This window comes from Mucilaginibacter litoreus (assembly GCF_042676805.1).
GTDB classification, from domain to species: domain Bacteria; phylum Bacteroidota; class Bacteroidia; order Sphingobacteriales; family Sphingobacteriaceae; genus Mucilaginibacter; species Mucilaginibacter litoreus.
This window is the reverse complement of record NZ_JBHTHZ010000013.1, coordinates 466,468-488,874: the sequence shown is the minus strand read 5'-3', so window position 1 is coordinate 488,874 and position 22,407 is coordinate 466,468. Positions and strand designations below refer to the sequence as shown.

The 22,407-nt window shown below is 43.1% G+C and carries 17 protein-coding genes, 1 tRNA gene and 1 pseudogene; 15 read left to right on the top strand and 4 right to left on the bottom strand.

The genetic code is table 11. The features are described 5' to 3' along the window. The first annotated feature begins 2 nt into the window (after nt 1-2). From ACFQZX_RS15525 to ACFQZX_RS15485, 8 genes and pseudogenes are all read left to right on the top strand, one after another. Nucleotides 3-1,109 (top strand): glycosyltransferase family 4 protein, encoded by a 1,107-nt coding sequence (locus tag ACFQZX_RS15525; RefSeq protein WP_377117026.1) that lies wholly within the window; start codon nt 3-5, stop codon nt 1,107-1,109. 5 nt (nt 1,110-1,114) lie between these two features. Then, nucleotides 1,115-2,398 carry a glycosyltransferase gene (locus ACFQZX_RS15520; RefSeq protein WP_377117024.1) on the top strand — a complete coding sequence of 428 codons (1,284 nt, stop codon included), beginning with the start codon at nt 1,115-1,117 and terminating at the stop codon, nt 2,396-2,398. Further along, the gene (locus ACFQZX_RS15515) at nt 2,395-3,555 is read left to right on the top strand and encodes a glycosyltransferase family 4 protein (protein WP_377117022.1); all 1,161 of its coding nucleotides are present in this window, start codon (nt 2,395-2,397) and stop codon (nt 3,553-3,555) included. Before ACFQZX_RS15520 ends, ACFQZX_RS15515 begins: the two co-directional genes overlap by 4 nt. 29 nt (nt 3,556-3,584) lie before the next feature. Then, the gene (locus tag ACFQZX_RS15510; protein WP_377117020.1) at nt 3,585-4,988 is read left to right on the top strand and encodes an exosortase Y-associated Wzy-like protein; all 1,404 of its coding nucleotides are present in this window, start codon (nt 3,585-3,587) and stop codon (nt 4,986-4,988) included. Continuing rightward, the gene (locus tag ACFQZX_RS15505; RefSeq protein ID WP_377117018.1) at nt 4,985-6,127 is read left to right on the top strand and encodes an XrtY-associated glycosyltransferase XYAG1; all 1,143 of its coding nucleotides are present in this window, start codon (nt 4,985-4,987) and stop codon (nt 6,125-6,127) included. Before ACFQZX_RS15510 ends, ACFQZX_RS15505 begins: the two co-directional genes overlap by 4 nt. After that, nucleotides 6,124-7,546, top strand: a pseudogene (gene xrtY, locus ACFQZX_RS19515) (exosortase Y). Before ACFQZX_RS15505 ends, xrtY begins: the two are co-directional and overlap by 4 nt. After that, on the top strand, nt 7,533-8,084 hold the full coding sequence (locus tag ACFQZX_RS15490; protein WP_377117012.1) for a WcaF family extracellular polysaccharide biosynthesis acetyltransferase: 552 nt from the start codon (nt 7,533-7,535) through the stop codon (nt 8,082-8,084). Before xrtY ends, ACFQZX_RS15490 begins: the two are co-directional and overlap by 14 nt. Before the next feature lie 6 nt (nt 8,085-8,090). After that, nucleotides 8,091-9,665 (top strand): hypothetical protein, encoded by a 1,575-nt coding sequence (locus ACFQZX_RS15485; protein WP_377117010.1) that lies wholly within the window; start codon nt 8,091-8,093, stop codon nt 9,663-9,665. Between the two features lie 3 nt (nt 9,666-9,668). Here ACFQZX_RS15485 and obgE read toward each other — a convergent pair whose 3' ends face one another. The 4 genes from obgE to ACFQZX_RS15465 all read right to left on the bottom strand — a co-directional run bounded on the left by obgE (nt 9,669) and on the right by ACFQZX_RS15465 (nt 12,056). After that, on the bottom strand, nt 9,669-10,667 hold the full coding sequence (gene obgE / locus ACFQZX_RS15480) for a GTPase ObgE (protein WP_377117008.1): 999 nt from the start codon (nt 10,665-10,667) through the stop codon (nt 9,669-9,671). A gap of 112 nt (nt 10,668-10,779) precedes the next feature. After that, nucleotides 10,780-11,352: an adenylate kinase gene (locus ACFQZX_RS15475; protein ID WP_377117006.1), complete on the bottom strand. Its 573-nt coding sequence runs from the start codon at nt 11,350-11,352 to the stop codon at nt 10,780-10,782. 64 nt (nt 11,353-11,416) lie between these two features. Further along, nucleotides 11,417-11,490 (bottom strand) — tRNA-Arg (locus ACFQZX_RS15470). Nucleotides 11,491-11,594: 104 nt separating this feature from the next. Beyond that, nucleotides 11,595-12,056: a redoxin domain-containing protein gene (locus ACFQZX_RS15465; RefSeq protein ID WP_377117004.1), complete on the bottom strand. Its 462-nt coding sequence runs from the start codon at nt 12,054-12,056 to the stop codon at nt 11,595-11,597. 179 nt (nt 12,057-12,235) lie between these two features. Between ACFQZX_RS15465 and ACFQZX_RS15460 the strand changes: the two genes are divergently transcribed. The 7 genes from ACFQZX_RS15460 to ilvN all read left to right on the top strand — a co-directional run bounded on the left by ACFQZX_RS15460 (nt 12,236) and on the right by ilvN (nt 22,398). Then, nucleotides 12,236-14,656, top strand: a complete 2,421-nt coding sequence (locus ACFQZX_RS15460; protein ID WP_377117002.1) for an ABC transporter permease — start codon at nt 12,236-12,238, stop codon at nt 14,654-14,656. Nucleotides 14,657-14,707: 51 nt separating this feature from the next. Continuing rightward, the gene (locus ACFQZX_RS15455) at nt 14,708-15,691 is read left to right on the top strand and encodes an NAD(P)H-quinone oxidoreductase (RefSeq protein ID WP_377117000.1); all 984 of its coding nucleotides are present in this window, start codon (nt 14,708-14,710) and stop codon (nt 15,689-15,691) included. Nucleotides 15,692-15,860: 169 nt separating this feature from the next. After that, a complete protein-coding gene (gene atpD / locus ACFQZX_RS15450) occupies nt 15,861-17,369 on the top strand; it encodes a F0F1 ATP synthase subunit beta (RefSeq protein ID WP_377116998.1) in 1,509 nt (502 codons plus the stop codon). Between the two features lie 128 nt (nt 17,370-17,497). Next, nucleotides 17,498-17,749 carry an ATP synthase F1 subunit epsilon gene (atpC, locus tag ACFQZX_RS15445; protein ID WP_377116997.1) on the top strand — a complete coding sequence of 84 codons (252 nt, stop codon included), beginning with the start codon at nt 17,498-17,500 and terminating at the stop codon, nt 17,747-17,749. Between the two features lie 466 nt (nt 17,750-18,215). Further along, nucleotides 18,216-19,925 (top strand): dihydroxy-acid dehydratase, encoded by a 1,710-nt coding sequence (gene ilvD, locus ACFQZX_RS15440; protein ID WP_377116995.1) that lies wholly within the window; start codon nt 18,216-18,218, stop codon nt 19,923-19,925. Nucleotides 19,926-20,013: 88 nt separating this feature from the next. Beyond that, on the top strand, nt 20,014-21,768 hold the full coding sequence (gene ilvB / locus ACFQZX_RS15435) for a biosynthetic-type acetolactate synthase large subunit (protein ID WP_377116993.1): 1,755 nt from the start codon (nt 20,014-20,016) through the stop codon (nt 21,766-21,768). 24 nt (nt 21,769-21,792) lie between these two features. Continuing rightward, nucleotides 21,793-22,398 carry an acetolactate synthase small subunit gene (gene ilvN, locus ACFQZX_RS15430; RefSeq protein ID WP_377116991.1) on the top strand — a complete coding sequence of 202 codons (606 nt, stop codon included), beginning with the start codon at nt 21,793-21,795 and terminating at the stop codon, nt 22,396-22,398. Nucleotides 22,399-22,407 lie beyond the last annotated feature (9 nt).

The following is a 22,407-nucleotide window of genomic DNA, read 5'->3' as shown; positions in this document are numbered from 1 at the left end:
TAATGACTGATCGCTTGCTGTTTATCTCCGATAAAAAATTTTTAAACTCCGAAACAAGCGGCGGGGTGCAACTTTGTACCCGCGAGTACCTTACTTACCTTACCCGGGCCGGGTTTGAAATAACCCGGTTCCCCGTTGAGCCGGATAAAAGCTTTATAACCCGGCTGAAAATAAAAGCAGGCCTTGAAGTTTATGAGCGCTACCGCTTAGATACTTACCTGCATGAACTGGTTAATAAAATCAAATCCACAGGGATCAAGCTTGTACTGTTCAATCAAATCAATCTTACCGGCTGGATAGCCAACCTGAAGCCCCTGCTACCGGCCGACGTAAAATTTGTGGCCTTATCCCACGGTAACGAAAGCGGCGATTTTTTACATGAAGTTGCGAAAGCCGGACATCAAAGCTTTTTAAGCACCCTGCGTTTAGGAAAAATACTGGTAAAAGAAAGCCAAATCTATTCGCAGCTGCTTGATGGAGTAATTGTACTGAGCGAGAATGAAGTATATATCAATCAGTGGCTTGGCGCCAACAGTATCCTTTATTTACCCCGCCTGCTTTATCCTGCATTTCTTGACTGGCAGCCACAACCAAACCGGATAGGTTTTGTAGGCACTTTAGATCATTTGCCTAATGTTCAGGGACTAATCGGCCTGTTTGACGCATTAAAATCAACCTCAATTAACATTAAGCTACGATTGGTAGGCGGGCCGGTATCTGCCGGAAACAACTTTGCTTTAAAATATCCGTTTGTAGAATATATAGGCCAATTAACAGATGATCAGTTAATACAGGAAGTAACAACCTGGTCAATATTTTTAAACCCGGTATTTTGGTATGCGCGCGGGGCTTCAACAAAATTGGCTCAAGCCATAAACTGGGGTATACCCTGCATAACCACCCCGGCCGGAAGAAGGGGTTACAACCTTTACAGCAATAACATCTCCACATTTGATAATTCACCGAAAAGTTTCGTTACCAAACTTGCTGAAGCATTATCAGATGAGCGGCATTTAAATTCGCTAAAAAAAGCCACAGAAGAAAACGCGACGCACTTTGATGCTCAGCAGTGGATTGATCAGCTTAAAAACTTTTTAATAACAATATAAACCGTTTGAAGAAACTGCTTATCATATCCCCATACTTTCCACCTGTAAACGCTGCAGATATGCAAAGGGTGCGCATGAGTCTGCCTTATTTTAAAGAATTTGGATGGCAGGCAGAAGTTGTGAGGGTTGATGAGGAATACACCGACATGCCAACCGATATACTTTTAAACGAAAGTATCCCGGCCGATATAAAAATACATTGTGTAAAAGCTTTTGACAAAGCGCGGACTTCCAGGCTGGGCTTGGGCAGCATTGCCTTAAGATCTTTATGGTTTTATCTGAAAAGGGTGAATCAGTTACTAAAAACAGAAAAGTTTGACCTCATATACTTTTCAACTACTCAGTTTCCGGTTTGTGTTCTGGGCGCTTACTGGAAAAAGCGTTTTGATGTGCCCTATGTTATCGATATGCAGGATCCCTGGCATTCTGAATATTATCGCGATAAACCAAAAGAGCAGCAACCGCCCAAATACTGGTTTTCCTACCGGCTTAATAAGTATACGGAACCAATAGCAATGAAACATGTTGGCGGCTTGATAAGTGTTTCTGAAGCTTATATAAATGACCTTAAAGAACGGTATCCCCAAATAAAAAACATACCTGCTGATACCATTACTTTCGGATCATTTTTACCTGATATGCAAATCGCAGATCGGCATAAAAATCAATTTACAAACCTGTTATCTGCCGGATTTAAAAATATTGTTTACATAGGTAGGGGTGGTAAGGATATGCACAGCGCTATTTGCCCGCTCTTTGAAGCATTTAAAAGCTTACTTAACCAGGAGCCATCATTTTACAACAAATTCAGGTTTTACTTTATCGGTACAAGCTATGCCCCTAAGGGTAAGGGACAACCAACTATTCTTCCCTTAGCCGAAAAATATGGATTAGCCGGTTATGTTACTGAAAATACTGACAGGATCAGTCATTTCCATACGCTGGTAACCTTACAACAGGCAGATGCTTTATTTATTCCCGGGTCTGACGATCCAAAGTATACGGCATCAAAGATTTACCCTTACTTATTGACAAAAAAACCACTTCTTGCCATTTTTAACGCTAATAGTCCGGCTATTAAAACACTTATAGATATAGGCGTCAAACATGCTTACACCTATAATGGCACCATGAATCTAAAAAATAGCATAACCGGATTTTTTAAAGATGTTTTAACTGGCAACAGCAATATTGCTTATAATGATCAAGAACTAAAGAAATACAGTGCCTATTCACTTACTCAAGAACAGTGCGAGCTGTTCAACCAGGTTTTAACGGATAGAAATTGAAGAAACTTGCCATAATTACTACCCACCCTATTCAGTATTACGCGCCGGTGTTTAAGCTGCTACAGCAGTACCAGCGCATCCAGATAAGGGTGTTTTATACCTGGGGAGAGGCATCTGTCAATAAGCACGACCCAGGTTTTAACAGAACTGTTAACTGGGATATCGACCTTTTAAGCGGTTATGATTATGAATGGGTAACTAATACAGCCACAGATGCCGGCTCGCATCACTTTAATGGCATTATAAACCCAACGCTGATAGAACAACTGTATAAATTTAAACCCGATGCGCTACTTTTATTTGGCTGGGCTTACCATAGCCATTTAAAAGTGCTGCGCCATTTCAAAAACAAATTGCCTATACTTTTCAGGGGCGATTCTACCCTGCTTGATGAAAAACCGGGCATTAAAAGCATCCTCAGAAAGATTTATTTAAGATTTGTATATAAACATATTGACTATGCCCTGTACACCGGCACCAATAACAAGCATTATTTTAAAAAATATGGGTTAACAAACGCCCAACTGGTTTTTGCCCCTCACGCAGTAGACAATAACAGGTTCGCCATACAACGCCACAATGAAGCGAGTGACTTCAGAATAAAATTGGGCATAAATACAGACGATATCCTTGTATTATACGCCGGTAAATTTGAAGGGAAAAAAGATCCTTTATTATTATTGAAAGCTTTTTTACGCTTGAACAAGCCAAACGTACATTTACTTTTTACAGGTAACGGACCTTTAGAAATTCTATTGAAACAACATGCTGACGGGCACGCCAACGTACACTTTATGGGTTTTCAGAATCAAAGTTGCATGCCGGTAGTATACCAGGCATGCAACGTATTTTGCCTGCCCTCAAAAGGCCCGGCAGAAACCTGGGGCTTAGCCGTAAATGAAGCTATGGCCTGTGGTAAAGCTGTTTTGGTATCAGATAAAGTTGGCTGCGCTATAGATCTGGTTAAAGGCGGTTACAACGGCGCAGTATTTAATAGCGGGGATGAGAATGATCTGTTCAACCAGTTATCAAGCCTTACAATTTCTGCAGGGTATCTTGACCAGTTGGGCAGCAATTCGGCTACTTTGATCAAAGATTGGAGTTTTACAAAATTAACCCGGAGCATCGAAAATTTGCTTATTGATGAAAAGCACTGATCACATATCCATTTTTGTTTTCAAAATAAATGGGTAACAGACCTATCGAACGGTATTTAGCCCTTTATTTGCCATGGCTTTTTGCTATCCTTTTTAAATGGGACCCTCTTATATCTTACTTTATTGCCTGGCTGGGCAGTTTTTTAATTTTCTATCTTACCTTATCGGGCTGGGTTAAACCCATACCTGCCGACCGGCCTTTAGGAGAGCAGTTGATGCGCCCATTGTTTCTAATGCAGATAATTTTTGCAGGCTTTATGTGCTGCACTACCATATTTTACCTGTTAAATACACTTGGTTACAATAATTTTTTAAAGATTGATAATTATTACTGGATAATTGATAACGACCGGTTAAAGCTTACAGCACAATGCCAGCGTTATTACTGCCTTGGCCATGCCGCCTTTGTTACAGGCATATTGGTGAGTATGAATTACTCGAAAGAGAGACGCTTTTATGCTCAAAAAAACAATCTTGCGGACCTGTTGCTAAAAGTTGCCATAGCATGTGTCCCGGTGTCTGTACTGTTTACTAAAATATCCGGCCTTGCCCAATTCTCCTATCAGTTCAGTTCGCTTAGCTTTATAGCCGGCACATTGGCGCTGGCGTATGCCATCCCTGCCAAAAAAATATTCAATACGCTGATAAGCCTTGGTCTGTACGCCTTAAATTTTTACCAGGCCCTTACTTCAGGCTTTAAAGAGCCTATCATTATCAGTATAATGGTACTGGGCATCTTTTTGTATCCCAATTATAAAAAATTGGTGGTTTCAATCTTTGTCCCGTTACTATTATTATCTTTTTTTATTCTTCCCACGTACGTGGGTAATTTCAGGCAGCAAGCCTGGTCTGATGATGCAAGTGCAGACGCAGCATCTAAAACAGCCATTGAATCTACACTTAATGAAGAGGTATCTGATGATACTAACTGGAATTTCCTGGTGTATCGCTTAAGCGAGGTTGATATGTTTGAAACCTTTGTTGAATCTACACCTGCTAACATTGATTTTTATGGGTTTACCTTGCTTAAACAATCTTTCATAGCGCTGGTGCCGCGTGTATTTTGGCCAGGCAAGCCAATTACCGAAGATATGGTTATGGAGCGCGTATATGACGCCGGTGTGGTTTATCGAGCTTCTGCTGTTTCTGCAAAACCAGCATTTATTGTCGACGGTTATCTGTCGGGCGGGGTTAAAGGGATATTTATCTCCCTTTTTTTATATGGCGCAATTGCTCAGTTGATATCCAATCAGGCAGAACATCTGTTTGGTGGTTACATATTAGGCTCAGCCTTGATGTTTAGCGGCTTATTCCAAATACTATGGCGCGGACTGAGCTTTGAATTTTTGATCAATACCGTTTTTTGGGCATACATCACAATGCTGCTACTGCACTGGGTATTTGTGCGGTTAAAAATATTATACAGAGTTTGAAAGTACTCCATATAAATGCTTCTTACAAACCCGCCTATGTTTATGGTGGGCCAACAGTATCGGTCAGCATGCTGTGCGAGCAATTGCATGGGGCTGGTATTGACGTAGAGGTTTATACAACTACAGCCAACGGAGTTGCAGAGTTACCTGTTAAGCCAAATGAAACCAAATATGTAGATAATGTTGCCGTAACTTACTTTAAGCGGGTCACTAAAGATCATACCCATTTTTCGCCTGCGTTGCTTGGCGCTTTAAATAAAAAAATAAAACAGTTTGACATAGTACATATACACGCCTGGTGGAACCTGGTATCAGTACTATCATGTTATGTTGCCATAAAAAACAAAGTGCCTGTAGTGCTATCGCCGCGTGGTACCTTAAGCGCGTATTCGTTCTCTAATAAAAATACAGGTTTTAAAAGCTATATACACAGGTTTTTAGGGAAACGGCTTTTACAAAAGTGCCTTATCCATGCAACCTCTGTTTATGAGGCCAGCGCCATTAATAGGCTGATGGCTAACCAAAGCACAACGGTTATTCCTAATTTGATTAGACTGAGCGATGAAAAGGATCAATCTCCTGAAAGATTTGTGAATAACAAACTCAGGTTACTTTTCCTTTCACGCATAGAGGAAAAAAAGGGACTTGATATATTGCTTAGATCACTTGAACATATTACCGTTCCATTCAGCCTGACGATTGCCGGTAGCGGCGACCCGGAATACATTGAAAAGCTTAAACTGCTGATACCGGAAAGCCAGAAAGATAATATAGAGTGGGCTGGATTTTACGGGGATGGTAAGTTTAAGCAATTGGCAGCTCATGACCTTTTAGTACTGCCATCGCACGATGAAAACTTCGGAAATGTGGTGATTGAAAGCCTGAGCGCAGGTACCCCGGTATTGATAAGTAATAAGGTAGGCCTGGCCAGCTATGTAGAAACTAATAACCTGGGATGGATATGTGAACCAGATATATATTCGATAAGTAATACAATAATACGCATATATATTAATGAGCAGAAAAAGTTGACAGAGATAAGAGGCAAAGCTCCTGGTGTCATACATCATGAATTTTCCGGTGAGCGTTTAGTTAAACGGTATATTGATCTTTATCAAAGCATTAAGCGCACAACTTGAACCCGCATTATTCATTTATTATACTTACTTACAACGAAGAGATGCATTTCCCCCGGTTGCTGGCATCCATTGCAAATCTAAATGCAGAGATATTTATAGTAGACTCAGGTAGTACAGACAGTACCCTCCAAATTGCACAAAACTACAACATTACAACTGTTTATAACCGATTTGAAAACCATCCCCTTCAATGGGATTTTGCTTTAAAAAACACTCCTGTTAAAACGCCCTGGGTTATTTGCCTTGATGCCGACCAAATTGTAACGCCAGAACTTTTTGATAAACTTAAAGCTTTTACAAATGAAGATTACAAGGATGTAAACGGCATTTACTTTAACCGTAAAAACTTTTTTAAAGGGCATTGGATAAAATATGGAGGTTATTATCCGTTTTACCTGCTTAAAATGATACGTTTCGGCGTTGGCTTTTCTGATATTAATGAGAATATGGACCACAGGTTTGTGGTTACGGGGAATACCATCATCTGGAAAAACGGGCATATACTGGAAGAAAACCTGAAGGAAAACAACATCAGCTTTTGGATAGATAAACATAACCGCTATAGCTCGCTGCTTGCCACAGAAGAAGTAGAACGTATGGAAAACCTGAGGCAGCAAACTATTAAGCCAAAATTTTGGGGCTCACCGGATGAGCGGACGGCCTGGCTTAAATACCGCTGGTGGAAATTACCACGTTACGTACGCCCGTGGTTATACTTTATATACAGAATCATTTTTAAATTAGGTATTTTAGATGGCCGTACAGGATTGATATTTCATTTTATGCAGGGTTTTTGGTTCCGGCTGGTGGTTGATGTTAAAATAGATGAATTGTTAAAGCAAAAGAAACATGAAGGCCGCTAAACGCAAGTTAAATCCGGCAGCTCTGTTTATCATCAAATTTTTAGGGTTATTTGCTATATTTTACGGCTTTTACATTATTTACCTCAGCTTAGTATCGCCAGGGGGATTATACAGTGCTTTTTTAAACCGTAATTTAAACTTTGTAGCCTGGCTTCGGTATGTATTGATTGAATCGAGCTCAGGCATCTTACAATTGTTGGGTTATCAAACCAAAACCAATACAGACCAAATGCTGGTAGTGAACCATAACATTATCCATGTAGGGTATGATTGTTTGGGTTTTGGCGTGATGAGCTTCTTCGCGGCTTTTGTTATTTCATACCCGGCAAGGTTCAAGTCAAAAGTATATTTCCTTATTTGCGGTTTGGCAGGTATCCAGGCTATTAACATCATACGCTTTGTTACACTATCGTTATACTGGAAACATACTAACGTATATTTAACAGACCATCATACCGTATTTAATATCGTGGTTTATATATTGATCGCTATAAGCGTTTATTTCTATACCAATCATCAGGACAAAGCTACTACACACCTTAATGCAGCAGACTGATCTTTCCAAATACAACAACTCCGGTTACAATCCGGGTGGCAATGCTTTAAAGAGGATTTTATGGTACTACGTCAACAGCTTGTTCTTTATATCCGGGCTGATACCGTCAAGTACTTTAAAAGTATTGCTGTTAAGGCTTTTTGGCGCCACGGTTGCCGGGGGCGTAGTGATTAAGCCCCGCGTAAATATCAAGTATCCCTGGAACCTTCAAATTGGCAACAACTGCTGGATAGGCGAAGGCGTATGGATAGATAATACAACCTTAATAATTATAGGCAATAATGTTTGCCTTTCGCAAGGCGCTGTTTTGCAAACCGGCAGCCATAATTATAAAAAGACTACTTTTGATTTAATTACCGGATCAATTATAATTGAAGACGGTGTTTGGATAGGCTGCGGCGCCATCATCAACCAGGGGATTACTTTGGGCAGCCATACCGTACTAACAAGCGGCTCGGTAGCTACTAAAAGCACCGAACCTTATAATATATACCAGGGCAACCCGGCAATAAAAATAAGGGCCCGCATTATTCAATGATTTACAATGCCAAAGCACCCTGAACATAGAATTATCTTAACAGCCGTCTTTCTGATAGTAACAGTTTGCAGTATTTTACTATTGGTCAATCCGGCTGCTATATTCCCAGACTCTGCCTGGGGCTACCAGGTTCTTCGCTCGGTGCAAAACGGGAGCGGCTTTAACATGCTTACCTTGGTAAGCCAGGAGAATATAACGCAGAATACCTCTGAGTTCAAATCATGGTGGTCGCCGGGGCAGTATTTATTCCCGGCTGCATTTGTGAAACTATTTAACCTTAATTTGGGCTACGCCTCAGCTTTAACGGTAATTATATGCCAGTTTACGGGTCTTGCAGGCCTTTACGTCTTTTTCAAAAAAGCGGGATTTAGTAAAAATATCAGTGCTTTAAGCCTGGTTGTCATAATGGTGCAGCAGGCATTTTTTACCCCTTATATTTTTTACAACGGAGGTGAAATATTGCTTTTCGGCTTTATCGGATGGTTTTTGTATGGCTGCCTGCAGTTCAACAGGCCAGGCATAGCGCTGGCTGTATTTATCCTGCTATGCGGTTGGATAGGCTTTTTCGCCAAATCATCATTTATATGGATGTATGGCGCCGGGCTGATCTTTATCTGGATACAATTATCAAAGCATACTACCCATATTAAACACTGGCTGATAAACGGTTTCTGGATAGGTATTCCCGCTTTGATCTCTGTAGCGATAATTTATATAACGTATCTTTCAAAAGGTGTAAACCCTTCATCACAATCCGGCGGGATTGATCTTAGCTGGAAAGTGCTGGCTTTCCCATTAGCGTCGCCATTGCTTGCAGGGTTTTCTGCTGATGACCTGGCGAACGGCTTTATCACACATAACGATACGGTATTATTTACAGCTACCCAGGCTATCGCCATAATTACTGTACTGGCATTACTGAGCGTATGGCTGGTATACGCCATAAGTAAGCGCATGCCTGATAACCGGTACAATGTGCTATTAGTAATATTTTATATTGTAGCTGTGCTGTTCTTCGGGGCCTCATACCTGCAGCGTAAGGATATCTCTTACGAGTCGCGGCACTTCCGGGTAATCGGCTTGCTTATTATACCGGGTACTGTATACCTGTTTAGCCGGTTCAAAAGGGTTTATCAATATGCCTTTGGGGTATTAATACTTTTCATTTCCTTTTTTACCCTGCGTTTTTACATCTTATCCTACATAGCGCTTAAAACCGACACCGCCCGTGGCACATCAGGCATAGCACAGCAATTTATTGATCAGGCAAGCCTTGATTATATAACGATGCTTGATAAGCGTAGTCAGGATGCATTGTTTGTATTTTTCAGCCCGGATCTTGGGCTGGAGATAAAGCAAAACCGGATTATTACGCTGGAGCCGTTAAATGGCGATATCAGCATAGATATGGAAGATTATCTCCATAAAGGCCACGCCGGGCCAATCTATATCCTGATGCCGCATGAATATATCGGTATACGTGCAAGCGTTATCCTTAAAGCTTTTCCGGGATATAAGGGCTTTTCGCTTAAAGAGCTAAGCGACGACTACGTACTTTACTTTGCAACCCAGGCCAGGTAATTATTACCTGTTGATCTCTTTCCACAGCAAATCCTTAAGCTCTGTAAGGCCTTTTTGCGCTACCGATGATATAAATACATAAGGTACATCCACGGGCACTTCCTTTTCCATTTCCTGTTGCAATTCCTCATCAAGCATATCGCCCTTGGTAATAGCTAAAACTCGGGGTTTATGCATTAACTCAGGGTTATATTCATTAAGTTCATGAAGCAATATATTGTATTCTTCCTTAATGCTACGGCCAGTATCTGCGGGTACCATAAATAATAATACAGAGTTACGCTCAATATGGCGAAGGAACCTGATGCCCAACCCCCTGCCCTGTGATGCGCCTTCTATAATTCCTGGTATATCAGCCATTACAAAAGATCGGTTATCGCGGTAGCTTACTATGCCCAGGTTGGGTACAAGGGTAGTAAAGGCATAATCGGCAATCTCTGGTTTAGCAGCTGATAATACTGACAGCAGCGTTGACTTACCCGCATTAGGAAAACCAACTAAACCTACATCAGCCAATAATTTTAACTCAAGGATATTCCAATCTTCGCGGCCGTCCTCGCCTGGCTGCGCAAAACGAGGGGTTTGTTGTGTGGGTGATTTAAAATGCCAGTTGCCCAAGCCGCCGCGGCCACCAGGCGTTAATACCTTGGTTTCCCCGTCGGTATTGATCTCAAAAAGCACCTCACCTGTTTCGGCATTGCGTGCAATAGTACCCAATGGCACTTCCAGTATCTCATCCCTACCGGTTTTACCGCTACGCAACGAACTGCCTCCCGATTCGCCATTTCCGGCTATAACATGTTTGCGGTATTTTAAATGCAGCAATGTCCATAGCTGGGCATTCCCTTTAATAATTACATGGCCCCCACGGCCACCATCGCCGCCATCAGGGCCGCCTTTTGCTGTAAAAACATCCCGGTGCAAATGCGCAGAGCCAGCACCGCCATGGCCCGAACGGCAGCAAATTTTAACGTAATCAACAAAGTTAGATCCCTGGGACATAATAATATATTTAGTCGTTAGTCAGAAGTCAGAAAAGTCCGGAAGACCGTAAGCATATTGCTTTACTGACTTCCGGACTTTACCTTATTGCCGACTTTCGGACTTGATTAAATTAATAAACTTCGATAACGCCGTTGATAGATTCAAATATCTCGTCTATCGACCCTATACCATTAATGCTTGTAAATTTATTTTGGTTTTTATAAAAACCTGCAACTGGTGCGGTTTTGTCGTTATATTCTTTTATACGTTTGCGTATTATTTCGGGGTTAGCATCATCCGGCCTGCCAGAGCTTTCACCACGTTTCAAAAGGCGCTGCTCTAATTCGGCATCTGTAACTTCTAAAGCTATCATGCCGGATATAGCTGAATTTTTAGAAGCAAGTAACGCATCCAAAGCTTCGGCCTGTGCCACCGTGCGCGGGAAACCGTCAAAAATAAAGCCTTTAGCATCTTTATTAGCATCAAGCTTATTGCTGATCATTCCTATCACTACCGAGTCGGGCACTAAAACACCTTCATCCATCAGTTTTTTCGCTTCAAGGCCAAGTTCGGTGCCTTGTGCAATTTCACCACGCAGCAAATCGCCGGTTGATAGGTGGATAAGGCCAAATTTTTCGATAAGTTTTTGTGATTGAGTACCCTTCCCTGCTCCGGGCGGACCAAACAGTACTAAGTTAAGCATCCCTTTGTGATTAAAGTTAAAAGCCCTTCGGGGGTAATATCGAAAGGCTTTAATTTAAAATGTGTGCACTTGTAGGGACTCGAACCCCAAACCTTCTCATCCGTAGTGAGATGCTCTATCCAATTGAGCTACAAGTGCATGTTACAATATTTATTCTTTTTGCCCCTTGCAGACAAAAGCACCATTTTTTAATGGACTGCAAAAATAGAATTTTTTGTATTGAGTGCAAACTTTTTTATCAATTACTTTACTTTTTCGGCAATTGCCGCAAAGTCTGGCAGGTCGCCGGCATTCTCAAGCACCTCAGCATAAATAACTTGCTGATCCTCGTCTATAACAAAAGCCGCACGTTTAGAAACGCCTTTTAATCCAAAAACAAACTGCTCGTAGATGGCACCATAGGCAGATGATACCTCTTTATTAAAATCAGACAGCAGCGGAAACTGGTAATTGTTTTCCTCTTTGAACTTAGCCAGCGTAAAAGGCGAATCTACAGAGATGCCTAAAATCTGGGCGTTCAGGCCATCGTAATAGCCAAAGTTATCGCGCATAGTGCATAGCTGTGTAGTGCAAACGCCTGTAAAAGCCATCGGGAAAAAATGTATAACTACCTTTTTGCCTTTAAAATCTGCCAATGATACTTCTTTAAGCTCTGATGATACCAATTTAAACTGAGGGGCTGCCTCTCCTGTTTGTATAGCCATGTTGTTGTTTTTATGCAAAAGAAAGCATTAACCGCATATGTCGGCAACATTTTTAAAATAAAGTTGTGTGAAATGTTTCAAATAACTAAAAATTTAGTTTAACTTTATTTAACATATTAGTATGTGTGCCAACACTACTTTTATAAACGTAAGATAATCACCTAATATCATCACCCATCATGCTCAAAAATCTTGTAAAAATTGCATTTAAGAATCTGCTTAAAAATAAAGGCGTAACGCTCGTTAACATATTTGGGCTGGCCCTGGGGTTGGCGAGCTGCCTGCTCATTGTATTTTATGTGGTTGATGAATTGAGCTTTGATAAATTTAATACTAATGCCAACCGCATTTACCGCGTTAATACCGATATCAGTTACGGTGGCAACGCAAGCTCTTACGCTATTGGCCCTCCGCCCCTGGCCGCGGAAGCAGTAAATAAACTGCCGCAGGTAGAAAAGGCAGTACGCATAACCGCTGCTACTGAAGTGCGCTTTAAAAAAGGAACGGAAAATATCAGCGAACCAAAAGTAGCCAATGTCGATTCCACCTTTTTTGATGTGTTCACCTTCCCTATGCTTCACGGCGATCCGCATACGGCACTTGCAGAACCGCATTCCATTATATTGACTGAGAGGGCCGCTTTAAAATACTTTAATACTATTGATGCTGTTGGCCGGGTGCTGACCATGGCTAACAATAACGAGAACTTTAAAGTAACAGGCGTAATAGCCAATATGCCCGAGCAGTCGCATTTTAATTACGACTTCCTTATATCAATGAGCACCAATGAGGACAGCAAAGCAAACGTTTGGAATAGTTTTATCTACAGCACCTATCTTCTTGCCCGTCCAGAAGCTGACGCAGCCACATTAAGCAAAAGTTTGGATGCACTTTTTCAATCTCACTTTGAAAAACAACCGGGGTTTAACAAAGCGGCCTTCGCCAAAAATGGCAATTATGTGCGCGTAAACCTCACTCCGCTTACTGATGTTCACCTACACTCTAACAGGCAGTATGAGCTGGGCAGCAACAGTGATATTACCTATGTGTACATCTTTTCGGCTATTGCATTATTTATATTGCTGCTGGCTTGTATCAACTTCATGAATATTTCCACTGCCCGCTCGGCTAACCGCGCACGTGAAGTAGGTGTGCGTAAAGTATTGGGCTCGCCACGCAAAATGCTGATCTTTCAATTTCTTACAGAATCTACTTTAGTAACATTGGTTGCCGCGCTAATTGCTGTGCTGGCGGGCTGGGCATTGCTGCCTGCGTTTAACAACATAGCGGGCAAGGCATTGAGTATAAATCTGCAAATCATTAAATGGCTGCTACCTGCTATTTTTTCGATAGTGTTAACTGTGGGTGTACTGGCTGGCGCTTATCCTGCCTTCTATTTATCGGCTTTTCAACCTATCGCGGTTTTAAAGGGCAAGTTATCAACTGGCTTTAAGGGAAGCGTCTTGCGTAACAGCCTGGTGGTGCTGCAATTTTCGGTATCTATCTTTTTAATCATTGGCACCATTGTTATTTACAATCAATTAAATTATATCCAGCGAAAAGACCTTGGGTATGATCGCAGCCATGTACTCGTGATAAAAAACACTTTAGGGATAGATAACGCCCGCGCACTTAAAAACGATTTAAAGAAAATTGCAGGAATAAGCGATGCCTCACTGAGTGGCTTTTTACCAACAGGAACTTTAAGGCAGCCCAATTCAGTATTTAAAAGCCGTACGCTTGTACCCAAAAATGCCGTATTTACTGAGATATGGCCAGTTGATGAAGATTACCTTCCTACCATGAGCATGAAGTTATCGCAGGGCCGCAACTTTGAAGAGGGCAACATATCAGATTCATCCAAAGTGATCATTAATGAAACCACGGCCCGTGCATTGGGCTATGCAGCTAATCCCATAGGTAAAAGCCTTTACTACGAGCCGGAACGCAACGAACGCGATACCTCGATAAAAGAATTAAAAGTGATAGGTGTAATAAAAGATTTCAACTTTAAATCCCTGCGCGACAACATTACCCCTGTGGTGATGATGCTGCAAAGCAACAACAATGCACTTAGCGTTAAACTACAAGGAGCTAACGTAAAACATTTTCTACCACTTATTGAGGCAAAATGGAACCAGGCATCTCCTAATCAACGGTTTGAATATTCATTTATGGGTGAGGATTTTAATGCGGCCTACCGCACAGAACAACGCACTGGTCAGCTGTTCCTGATATTTGCTACACTGGCAATGGTTATTGCAGGTTTGGGATTGTTTAGCCTGGCTGCTTACGCTGCCGAACAGCGCAACAAAGAGATAGGCATCCGTAAGGTTTTAGGGGCCAGTGTATCGGCCATTGTAGGCATGCTTTCCAAAGATTTTATCAAACTGGTGCTGATCGCTTTTGTGATAGCCACTCCCCTTGCCTGGCTGGCCATGCACAAATGGTTACAAGGTTTTGCTTACCGGCAGAACATACAATGGTGGGTGGTAGCCATTGCCGGCATCGGCGCAATGCTCATTGCTTTTGCCACCATCAGTACACAATCTTTTAGGGCCGCAACCGCCAACCCAGCCAATAGTTTGAAAAGTGAGTAACATACCCAGCATTGCAAAAACATAACGTTGCATTAAATGGTTAGCCAGATAATGAAAGCCATTATTATTACCCATCCCGGCGGGCCAGAGGTACTTCAACTACAGGAGCGGGCAGTGCCTGCTTATGCCGACAACGAAGTGCTTGTAAAAGTTATTGCCACAGGCGTTAACCGACCGGACGTGGCACAGCGCAAAGGTAACTATCCGCCACCGGCTGGTGCGCCTCAGGATATACCGGGCTTGGAAATTGCCGGCGAAATTACCGCCGTTGGGAGTAGTGTTAAACGTTGGAAAATTGGCGACAACGTCTGTGCCCTGGTAATTGGCGGTGGCTACGCCGAATATTGCAATGTGCCGGAGGGGCAATGCCTCCCTGTGCCCGATGGTTTATCGTATAAAGAGGCCGCCTCGCTGCCTGAAACATTTTTTACGGTCTGGAGCAATGTTTTTGACAGGGCCAACCTGCAACCCGGCGAAAGCCTGCTGGTACATGGTGGCAGCAGCGGCATTGGCGTTGCTGCCATACAAATGGCAAAAGCGCTTGGCAGCACCGTGTATGTTACCGCAGGCAGCGCGGAAAAATGCCGTTTCTGCGAATCGCTGGGGGCGGATAAGGCAATAAATTACAATGATGAAGACTTTGCAGATGCCATACAGCATTTGACAGGCGGCAAAGGCGTAAACGTTATCTTAGACATGATAGGCGGCGATTATACCCCGCTTAATCTGGCTTGCCTTGCAGAAGATGGCCGGCTGGTGATGATTAACACAATGAATGGAAAGCAAGCCGATGTTGACCTTTCGATGCTGATGCGCAAACGGCTTACCCTTACCGGATCCACCTTGCGCGCCCGCGATACGGCCTTTAAGGCTACTATCGCGCAAAAACTGGAACAAAATATATGGCCCTTTTTGGGATCTGGTGTAATAAAACCGGTTATTTATAAAACTTTTGAGGCTAAAGAAGCCGCTCAGGCCCATCAGCTGATGGAAAGCAGCGCTCACATGGGTAAAATAGTGTTGCGTTTTGGTTGAGCATCAGTTTCATAGCAACAGAGGGCGGCCATCAAAATCTTTCTGATAAAAGTTGATATTGTTATTTAAATATTTGGTTATAAAGCTTAACTTTGCGCCTCTGAAATAGGAGCGCTTTGCTTAAGCAGTATCTGTTTCATTTTAAATTCTTTAAAATACCAGGTTATATATGCCAAACATTGGAAAAATATCAAGGATCATTGGTCCGGTAGTTGACGTTAGCTTTGCTGATGACGCACATCTTCCTAAAATTTACGATGCGCTTGAGATCACTAAAGAAAACGGACAGAAAGTTGTTTTAGAAGTTCAGCAACATTTAGGTGAAGACCGTGTGCGTGCTATCGCAATGGACTCTACCGATGGCTTGTTACGCGGCATGCCGGTTTTAGATACCGAAGCTGCTATAAAAATGCCTGTTGGCGAGAACATCAAAGGCCGTGTATTTAACGTAGTAGGCGACGCTATCGACGGTATCCCTAACCTTGAGAAAACCAATGGACGTGCTATCCACGCCACCCCTCCGCGTTTTGAAGATCTTTCTACAGAAACCGAAGTATTATTTACCGGTATAAAAGTTATCGACCTTTTAGAGCCTTATGCAAAAGGTGGTAAAATTGGTTTGTTTGGTGGTGCGGGTGTAGGTAAAACCGTATTGATCCAGGAATTGATCAACAATATTGCTAAAGCTTATGCAGGTTTATCAGTATTTGCCGGTGTAGGCGAGCGTACCCGTGAAGGTAACGACTTACTGCGCGAGATGCTTGAATCGGGTATTATCAAATACGGCGATGCCTTTATGCATTCCATGGAAGAAGGCGGCTGGGATTTAAGTAAAATTGATACCGAAGCTTTAAAAGACTCTAAAGCGACCTTCGTTTTTGGCCAGATGAACGAGCCGCCGGGTGCACGTGCACGCGTGGCGCTATCTGGTTTAACTATTGCAGAGTACTTCCGCGATGGTGATGAAGAAGGTGGCAAAGGCCGTGATATATTATTCTTTATTGATAACATCTTCCGCTTTACACAGGCAGGTTCTGAGGTATCGGCGCTATTAGGCCGTATGCCATCAGCGGTAGGTTATCAGCCAACGCTCGCTACCGAGATGGGTACCATGCAGGAGCGTATCACGTCGACAAAACGTGGTTCAATTACATCTGTACAGGCCGTTTACGTACCTGCGGATGACTTGACCGACCCTGCGCCGGCTACTACTTTCGCCCACCTGGATGCTACAACCGTACTTTCACGTAAAATTGCCGAGTTAGGTATCTACCCTGCGGTTGACCCTCTGGATTCAACCTCACGTATCCTTAGCCCTGCAGTATTAGGCGACGAGCATTACAATACTGCACAACGCGTTAAAGAGATCCTTCAGCGTTATAAAGAGCTTCAGGATATCATCGCCATCTTGGGTATGGATGAGCTTTCTGAAGAAGATAAATTAACCGTATCACGCGCACGCCGTGTTCAGCGTTTCCTTTCTCAGCCGTTCCACGTTGCAGAGCAGTTCACCGGTTTAAAAGGTGTATTGGTTGATATTAAAGATACCATCAAAGGCTTCAACATGATTATGGATGGCGAAGTTGATGAGTACCCTGAAGCAGCTTTCAACCTGGTAGGCAGCATTGAAGATGCTATTGAAAAAGGTAAAAAACTGTTAGCAGAAGCTAATAATTAGATATGAGAATTGAGATATGAGATTTTAGAAAATAAATCTCGTATCTCATTCAAAAACAAGAGATTTTGGTATAAGATCGGGTTCGAATGTCTCACATCTCATATCTCATATCTCACATCTAAAAACAAATGACATTAGAAATTCTTACACCGGATAAAAAAGTTTACGAAGGCGAGGCAAACTCAATTACTTTGCCCGGCACTTTAGGCTTTTTCGAGATCCTTAATAATCACGCGCCTATCATTTCTACTTTAAATGATGGTAAGCTTACCGTAAGGGGTGGCGGCGCTAAAGAGGAAGTATTTTTTATACAAGGCGGTGTGGTTGAAGCTTTAAACAACAAGGTGACCGTATTAGCCGAAGGTATCACGCACAAATAAGACAGATACATCTTACAAAATATTGAAGGCCCGGGCAAAATTGTCCGGGCTTTTTTATTGGCAACCCGACTAACAATTTTCAGGAATGCCAAAGCTTTATAATACGCATTTATAATGCTATCGATAATTCGCCCACACGGGCATTCAGTCACCCATGCTTCGCCAGCTTTGAAGTAATTCTTCTTCGCATCTCTTACATTTTACGCCGAATTTTCACAACTTACTATGCTTGCATAAATTTCATACCGAATACCGTTTTAAACTTTGGTATAGTATGTTAAAAATTATATTCCTATTTTTGAAATAAAATCAGAATAAATATAAAAATATAAATTATATACAAAATATTATTCTTATTTTAAAAATATTCTCTCAGGTATTGCATGCACATGGTAGGATATCTAACTTACAAAAACCAAAAGGAACCTTAGTTAACCATACAGTTTTAAACGCTACTATATAAAAAATGAGCTCGTCATCAGATACTTTAAACGCTGTTGAGATAAATAAATACAGCAAAACTTTTACACAAGACCCAACCCAGCCAGCCGCACAGGCCATGTTGTATGGTATTGGCCTTACCGATGACGATATGCAAAAAGCACAGGTAGGCATTGCCAGTATGGGTTATGATGGCAACACCTGTAACATGCACCTTAATGATCTGGCACAACTGGTGAAACAAGGTGTTTGGGACGATGATATGGTGGGCCTGATATTCAATACCATTGGTGTAAGCGATGGTATGGGTAACGGTACCCCCGGCATGCGCTATTCATTAATCAGTCGTGATGTTATTGCCGACTCGATTGAGGCCGTAACAGCCGCGCAATATTACGATGGATTGATCACCCTGCCCGGCTGCGATAAAAACATGCCGGGATCTATCATTGCCATGGGCCGTTTAAACCGTCCGGCTATTATGGTATACGGTGGCACTATCCACCCGGGGCATTGGAAGGGTGAAGATTTGAACATCGTATCGGCATTTGAAGCTTTAGGTAAAAAAATAGCCGGCACTATAAGTCCGGAGGATTTTAAAGGCATCATCAAAAATGCCTGTCCAAGCGCCGGTGCCTGCGGTGGTGTTTATACCGCTAATACCATGGCGGCAGCTATTGAGGCTTTGGGCATGAGCCTTCCCTACTCATCATCAAACCCGGCACTAAGCGACGAAAAGAAGGCCGAATGCCTTGCAGTTGGTAAAGCTATACGCGTATTATTGGAAAAAGATATCAAACCAAGCGATATCATGACGCGCAAGGCATTTGAAAATGCCATAGTGGTGATCATGGTATTAGGCGGATCTACCAACGCGGTATTGCACATGATAGCCATGGCAAAAAGCGTTGATGTGAAGCTTACTCAGGACGATTTCCAGGAGATAAGCAACCGTATCCCCGTATTGGCAGACATGAAGCCGAGCGGTAAATACATGATGACCGATCTGCATAATGTAGGTGGCGTACCTGCGGTAATGAAATACCTGTACCAGCAAGGCTGGCTGCATGGCGACTGCTTAACCGTTACAGGTAAAACCCTGGCCGAGAACCTGGCAGATGTACCTGAACTGGACTTTAGCAAGCAGGACATCATCTGGCCGGTTGAAAAGCCGGTTAAAGCTACAGGCCACCTGCAGATTTTATACGGAAACCTTGCCGAAGGTGGCAGCGTAGCCAAGATCAGCGGTAAAGAAGGCGAGCGCTTTTCTGGCCCTGCCCGCACGTTCGATGGCGAGTTTGAGCTGATTGATGGTATACAAAGTGGCCGTGTTAAGGCAGGCGATGTGGTGGTTATACGTAACGTAGGTCCTAAAGGAGCACCAGGTATGCCCGAAATGCTTAAACCAACATCAGCCATTTTTGGGGCAGGTTTGGGTGCATCTGTTGCGCTGATAACCGACGGACGTTTCAGCGGTGGTACGCATGGCTTTGTAGTAGGGCACATTACCCCCGAAGCTTTTGATGGTGGCGTGATAGCCTTGGTAAAGGATGATGACCTGATAGAAATTGACGCCATTAGCCGTACCATCAATCTGATGATAAGCGATGAGGAACTGGCTGCGCGTAAAGCCGCATGGCAACAACCCGCTTTAAAGGCGACTAAAGGATTACTTTACAGATATGCGAAGACAGTAAGCAACGCTGCAGAGGGTTGCGTAACCGATGAAATATAGTGTCTGAACCAGAAGTTTCAGAATTAATAAATAACAGAATCAAATAAACCGGTGTAATTACCATCCATCGGTATAATCAAGGTAAAAAATGGAAACACAAACAATCACACAGGAGATCAGCGAAATAGCGGCGGAGCCAGCTAAAACGCAAGCGGTAGAATTGTCAGGATCGGAAGCTTTACTGGAAGCCCTGATTGTGGAAGGCGTGGACACTATATTTGGTTATCCCGGTGGCGCTATCATGCCTATTTATGACGCGCTTTACGATTACAGCGAAAAACTGAACCACATACTTGTGCGCCATGAGCAAGGCGGCATACATGCCGGTCAGGGTTATGCGCGTACCTCGGGTAAAGTGGGCGTTGTATTTGCAACCAGCGGCCCCGGCGCTACTAACCTGGTTACAGGTTTGGCCGATGCACAGATTGACAGCACGCCCTTGGTTTGCATCACGGGGCAGGTATTCGCCCACCTTTTGGGTACCGACGCCTTCCAGGAAACAGATGTGATAAACATTACCACTCCTGTTACCAAATGGAACTACCAGGTTACCGATGCTAACGAGATACCCGAGGTAATAGCCAAAGCATTTTATATAGCGCGCAGCGGCCGCCCCGGCCCAGTGCTGATCGACATCACCAAGAATGCACAGATACAAAAATTTAATTATGAAGGCTACAAGCCTTGTAATCATATCCGCAGTTACAGGCCTAAGCCAATTGTTCGCCAGCAATATATTCAGGAAGCTGCCGACCTGATCAATGCGGCCCAAAAGCCATTCATTATTTGGGGGCAGGGCGTTATATTAGGCAGTGCCGAACAGGAGTTTAAAGAACTGGTTGAAAAAAGCGGTATACCTGCAGCATGGACAATACTTGGTGCGGGCGCCATCCCATCAGATCATCCGCAAAACGTAGGTATGCTGGGGATGCATGGCAATTACGGGCCAAACGTTTTAACTAACGAATGCGATGTGTTGATTGCAATAGGCATGCGTTTCGACGACCGCGTAACCGGCCGCCTGGACAAATATGCTAAGCAGGCCAAAGTTATCCATTTAGATATCGACCCGGCCGAGATCGATAAGAATGTAAAAACTACCGTACCAGTATGGGGCGACTGTAAAGAGACCCTTCCCCTGCTGACTCAAGCTATAGAAAAACGTGAGCACACCGATTGGCTGAACACTTTTAATGATTATACCCGCCAGGAAGTTGAACAGGTGATCCATAACGAGCTTAACCCAACTACTGCCGAAATGACTATGGGCGAAGTGGTAAAGCATCTGAATGAACTGACCAACGGCGATGCGGTAATTGTTAGCGATGTGGGCCAGCACCAGATGGTAGCCTGCCGTTACGCAAAATTCAACAAAACGCGCAGCAACGTTACCAGCGGAGGTTTGGGTACCATGGGCTTTGCGTTACCAGCTGCAATAGGCGCCAAATTCGGGGCGCAGGAACGGGAGGTAGTTGCTATTATAGGCGATGGCGGTTTCCAGATGACCTTGCAGGAATTGGGTACCGTTATGCAAAGCGGCATCAATATAAAAATTGTTATACTAAATAACCGCTTCCTGGGTATGGTACGCCAGTGGCAGGAATTGTTTAATCAGCGCCGCTACTCGTTTGTAGATATCCAGAGCCCGGATTTTGTGACTGTAGCAAAGGGTTATGGCATTGCAGGCAAATCTATATCAGACCGTGCAGATTTAGAAAGTGCACTGAAAGAGATGCTTGCTCACGAAGGCTCATTTCTGCTTGAAGTTATGGTTACCAAGGAAAATAACGTTTTCCCGATGGTTCCGCAGGGATGCAGCGTAGCAGAGATCAGGTTAAAATAATCCATCTATCTAAAAAATAAAAAAATGGAAGCTCAGGAAACTGCCAAACAGGAATTTAACATAACGGTTTATACCGAAAACCAGATAGGTTTATTAAACCGCATCGCTATTATATTTACCCGTCGGAAGATCAATATCGACAGCCTTAATACCTCTCCATCGGAGATTGAAAGTATTCACCGCTTCAACATCGTGATCACTGAATCTGAAGAAGTAGTGCGCAAGCTAACCCGCCAGATAGAAAAACAGGTGGAAGTATTAAAAGTATACTATCACACCAACGCAGATGTGGTATGGCAGGAACTGGCGTTATATAAAATGTCGACCGATGTAATTGCCGAAAAGCTGAGCGTTGAACGTTTGTTGCGCGAAAATGGCGCACGTGCGGTAGTTATCCGTAAAGATTACACCGTGTTTGAAACTACCGGCCATCGTGAAGAAACCGACAACCTGATAAAAATATTACAGCCTTACGGCCTGATAGAATTTGTACGCAGCGCAAGGGTAGCTATCATTAAAGACAGCGAAGGTTTTAACCGTAAACTGCGCGAGTTTGAACGCCTTGAACCCGGTGAAGACGTAATAGAGAACGAATACCTTAACCAGGGCCAACGGGTATTTACAATGTAATTGTCGGAA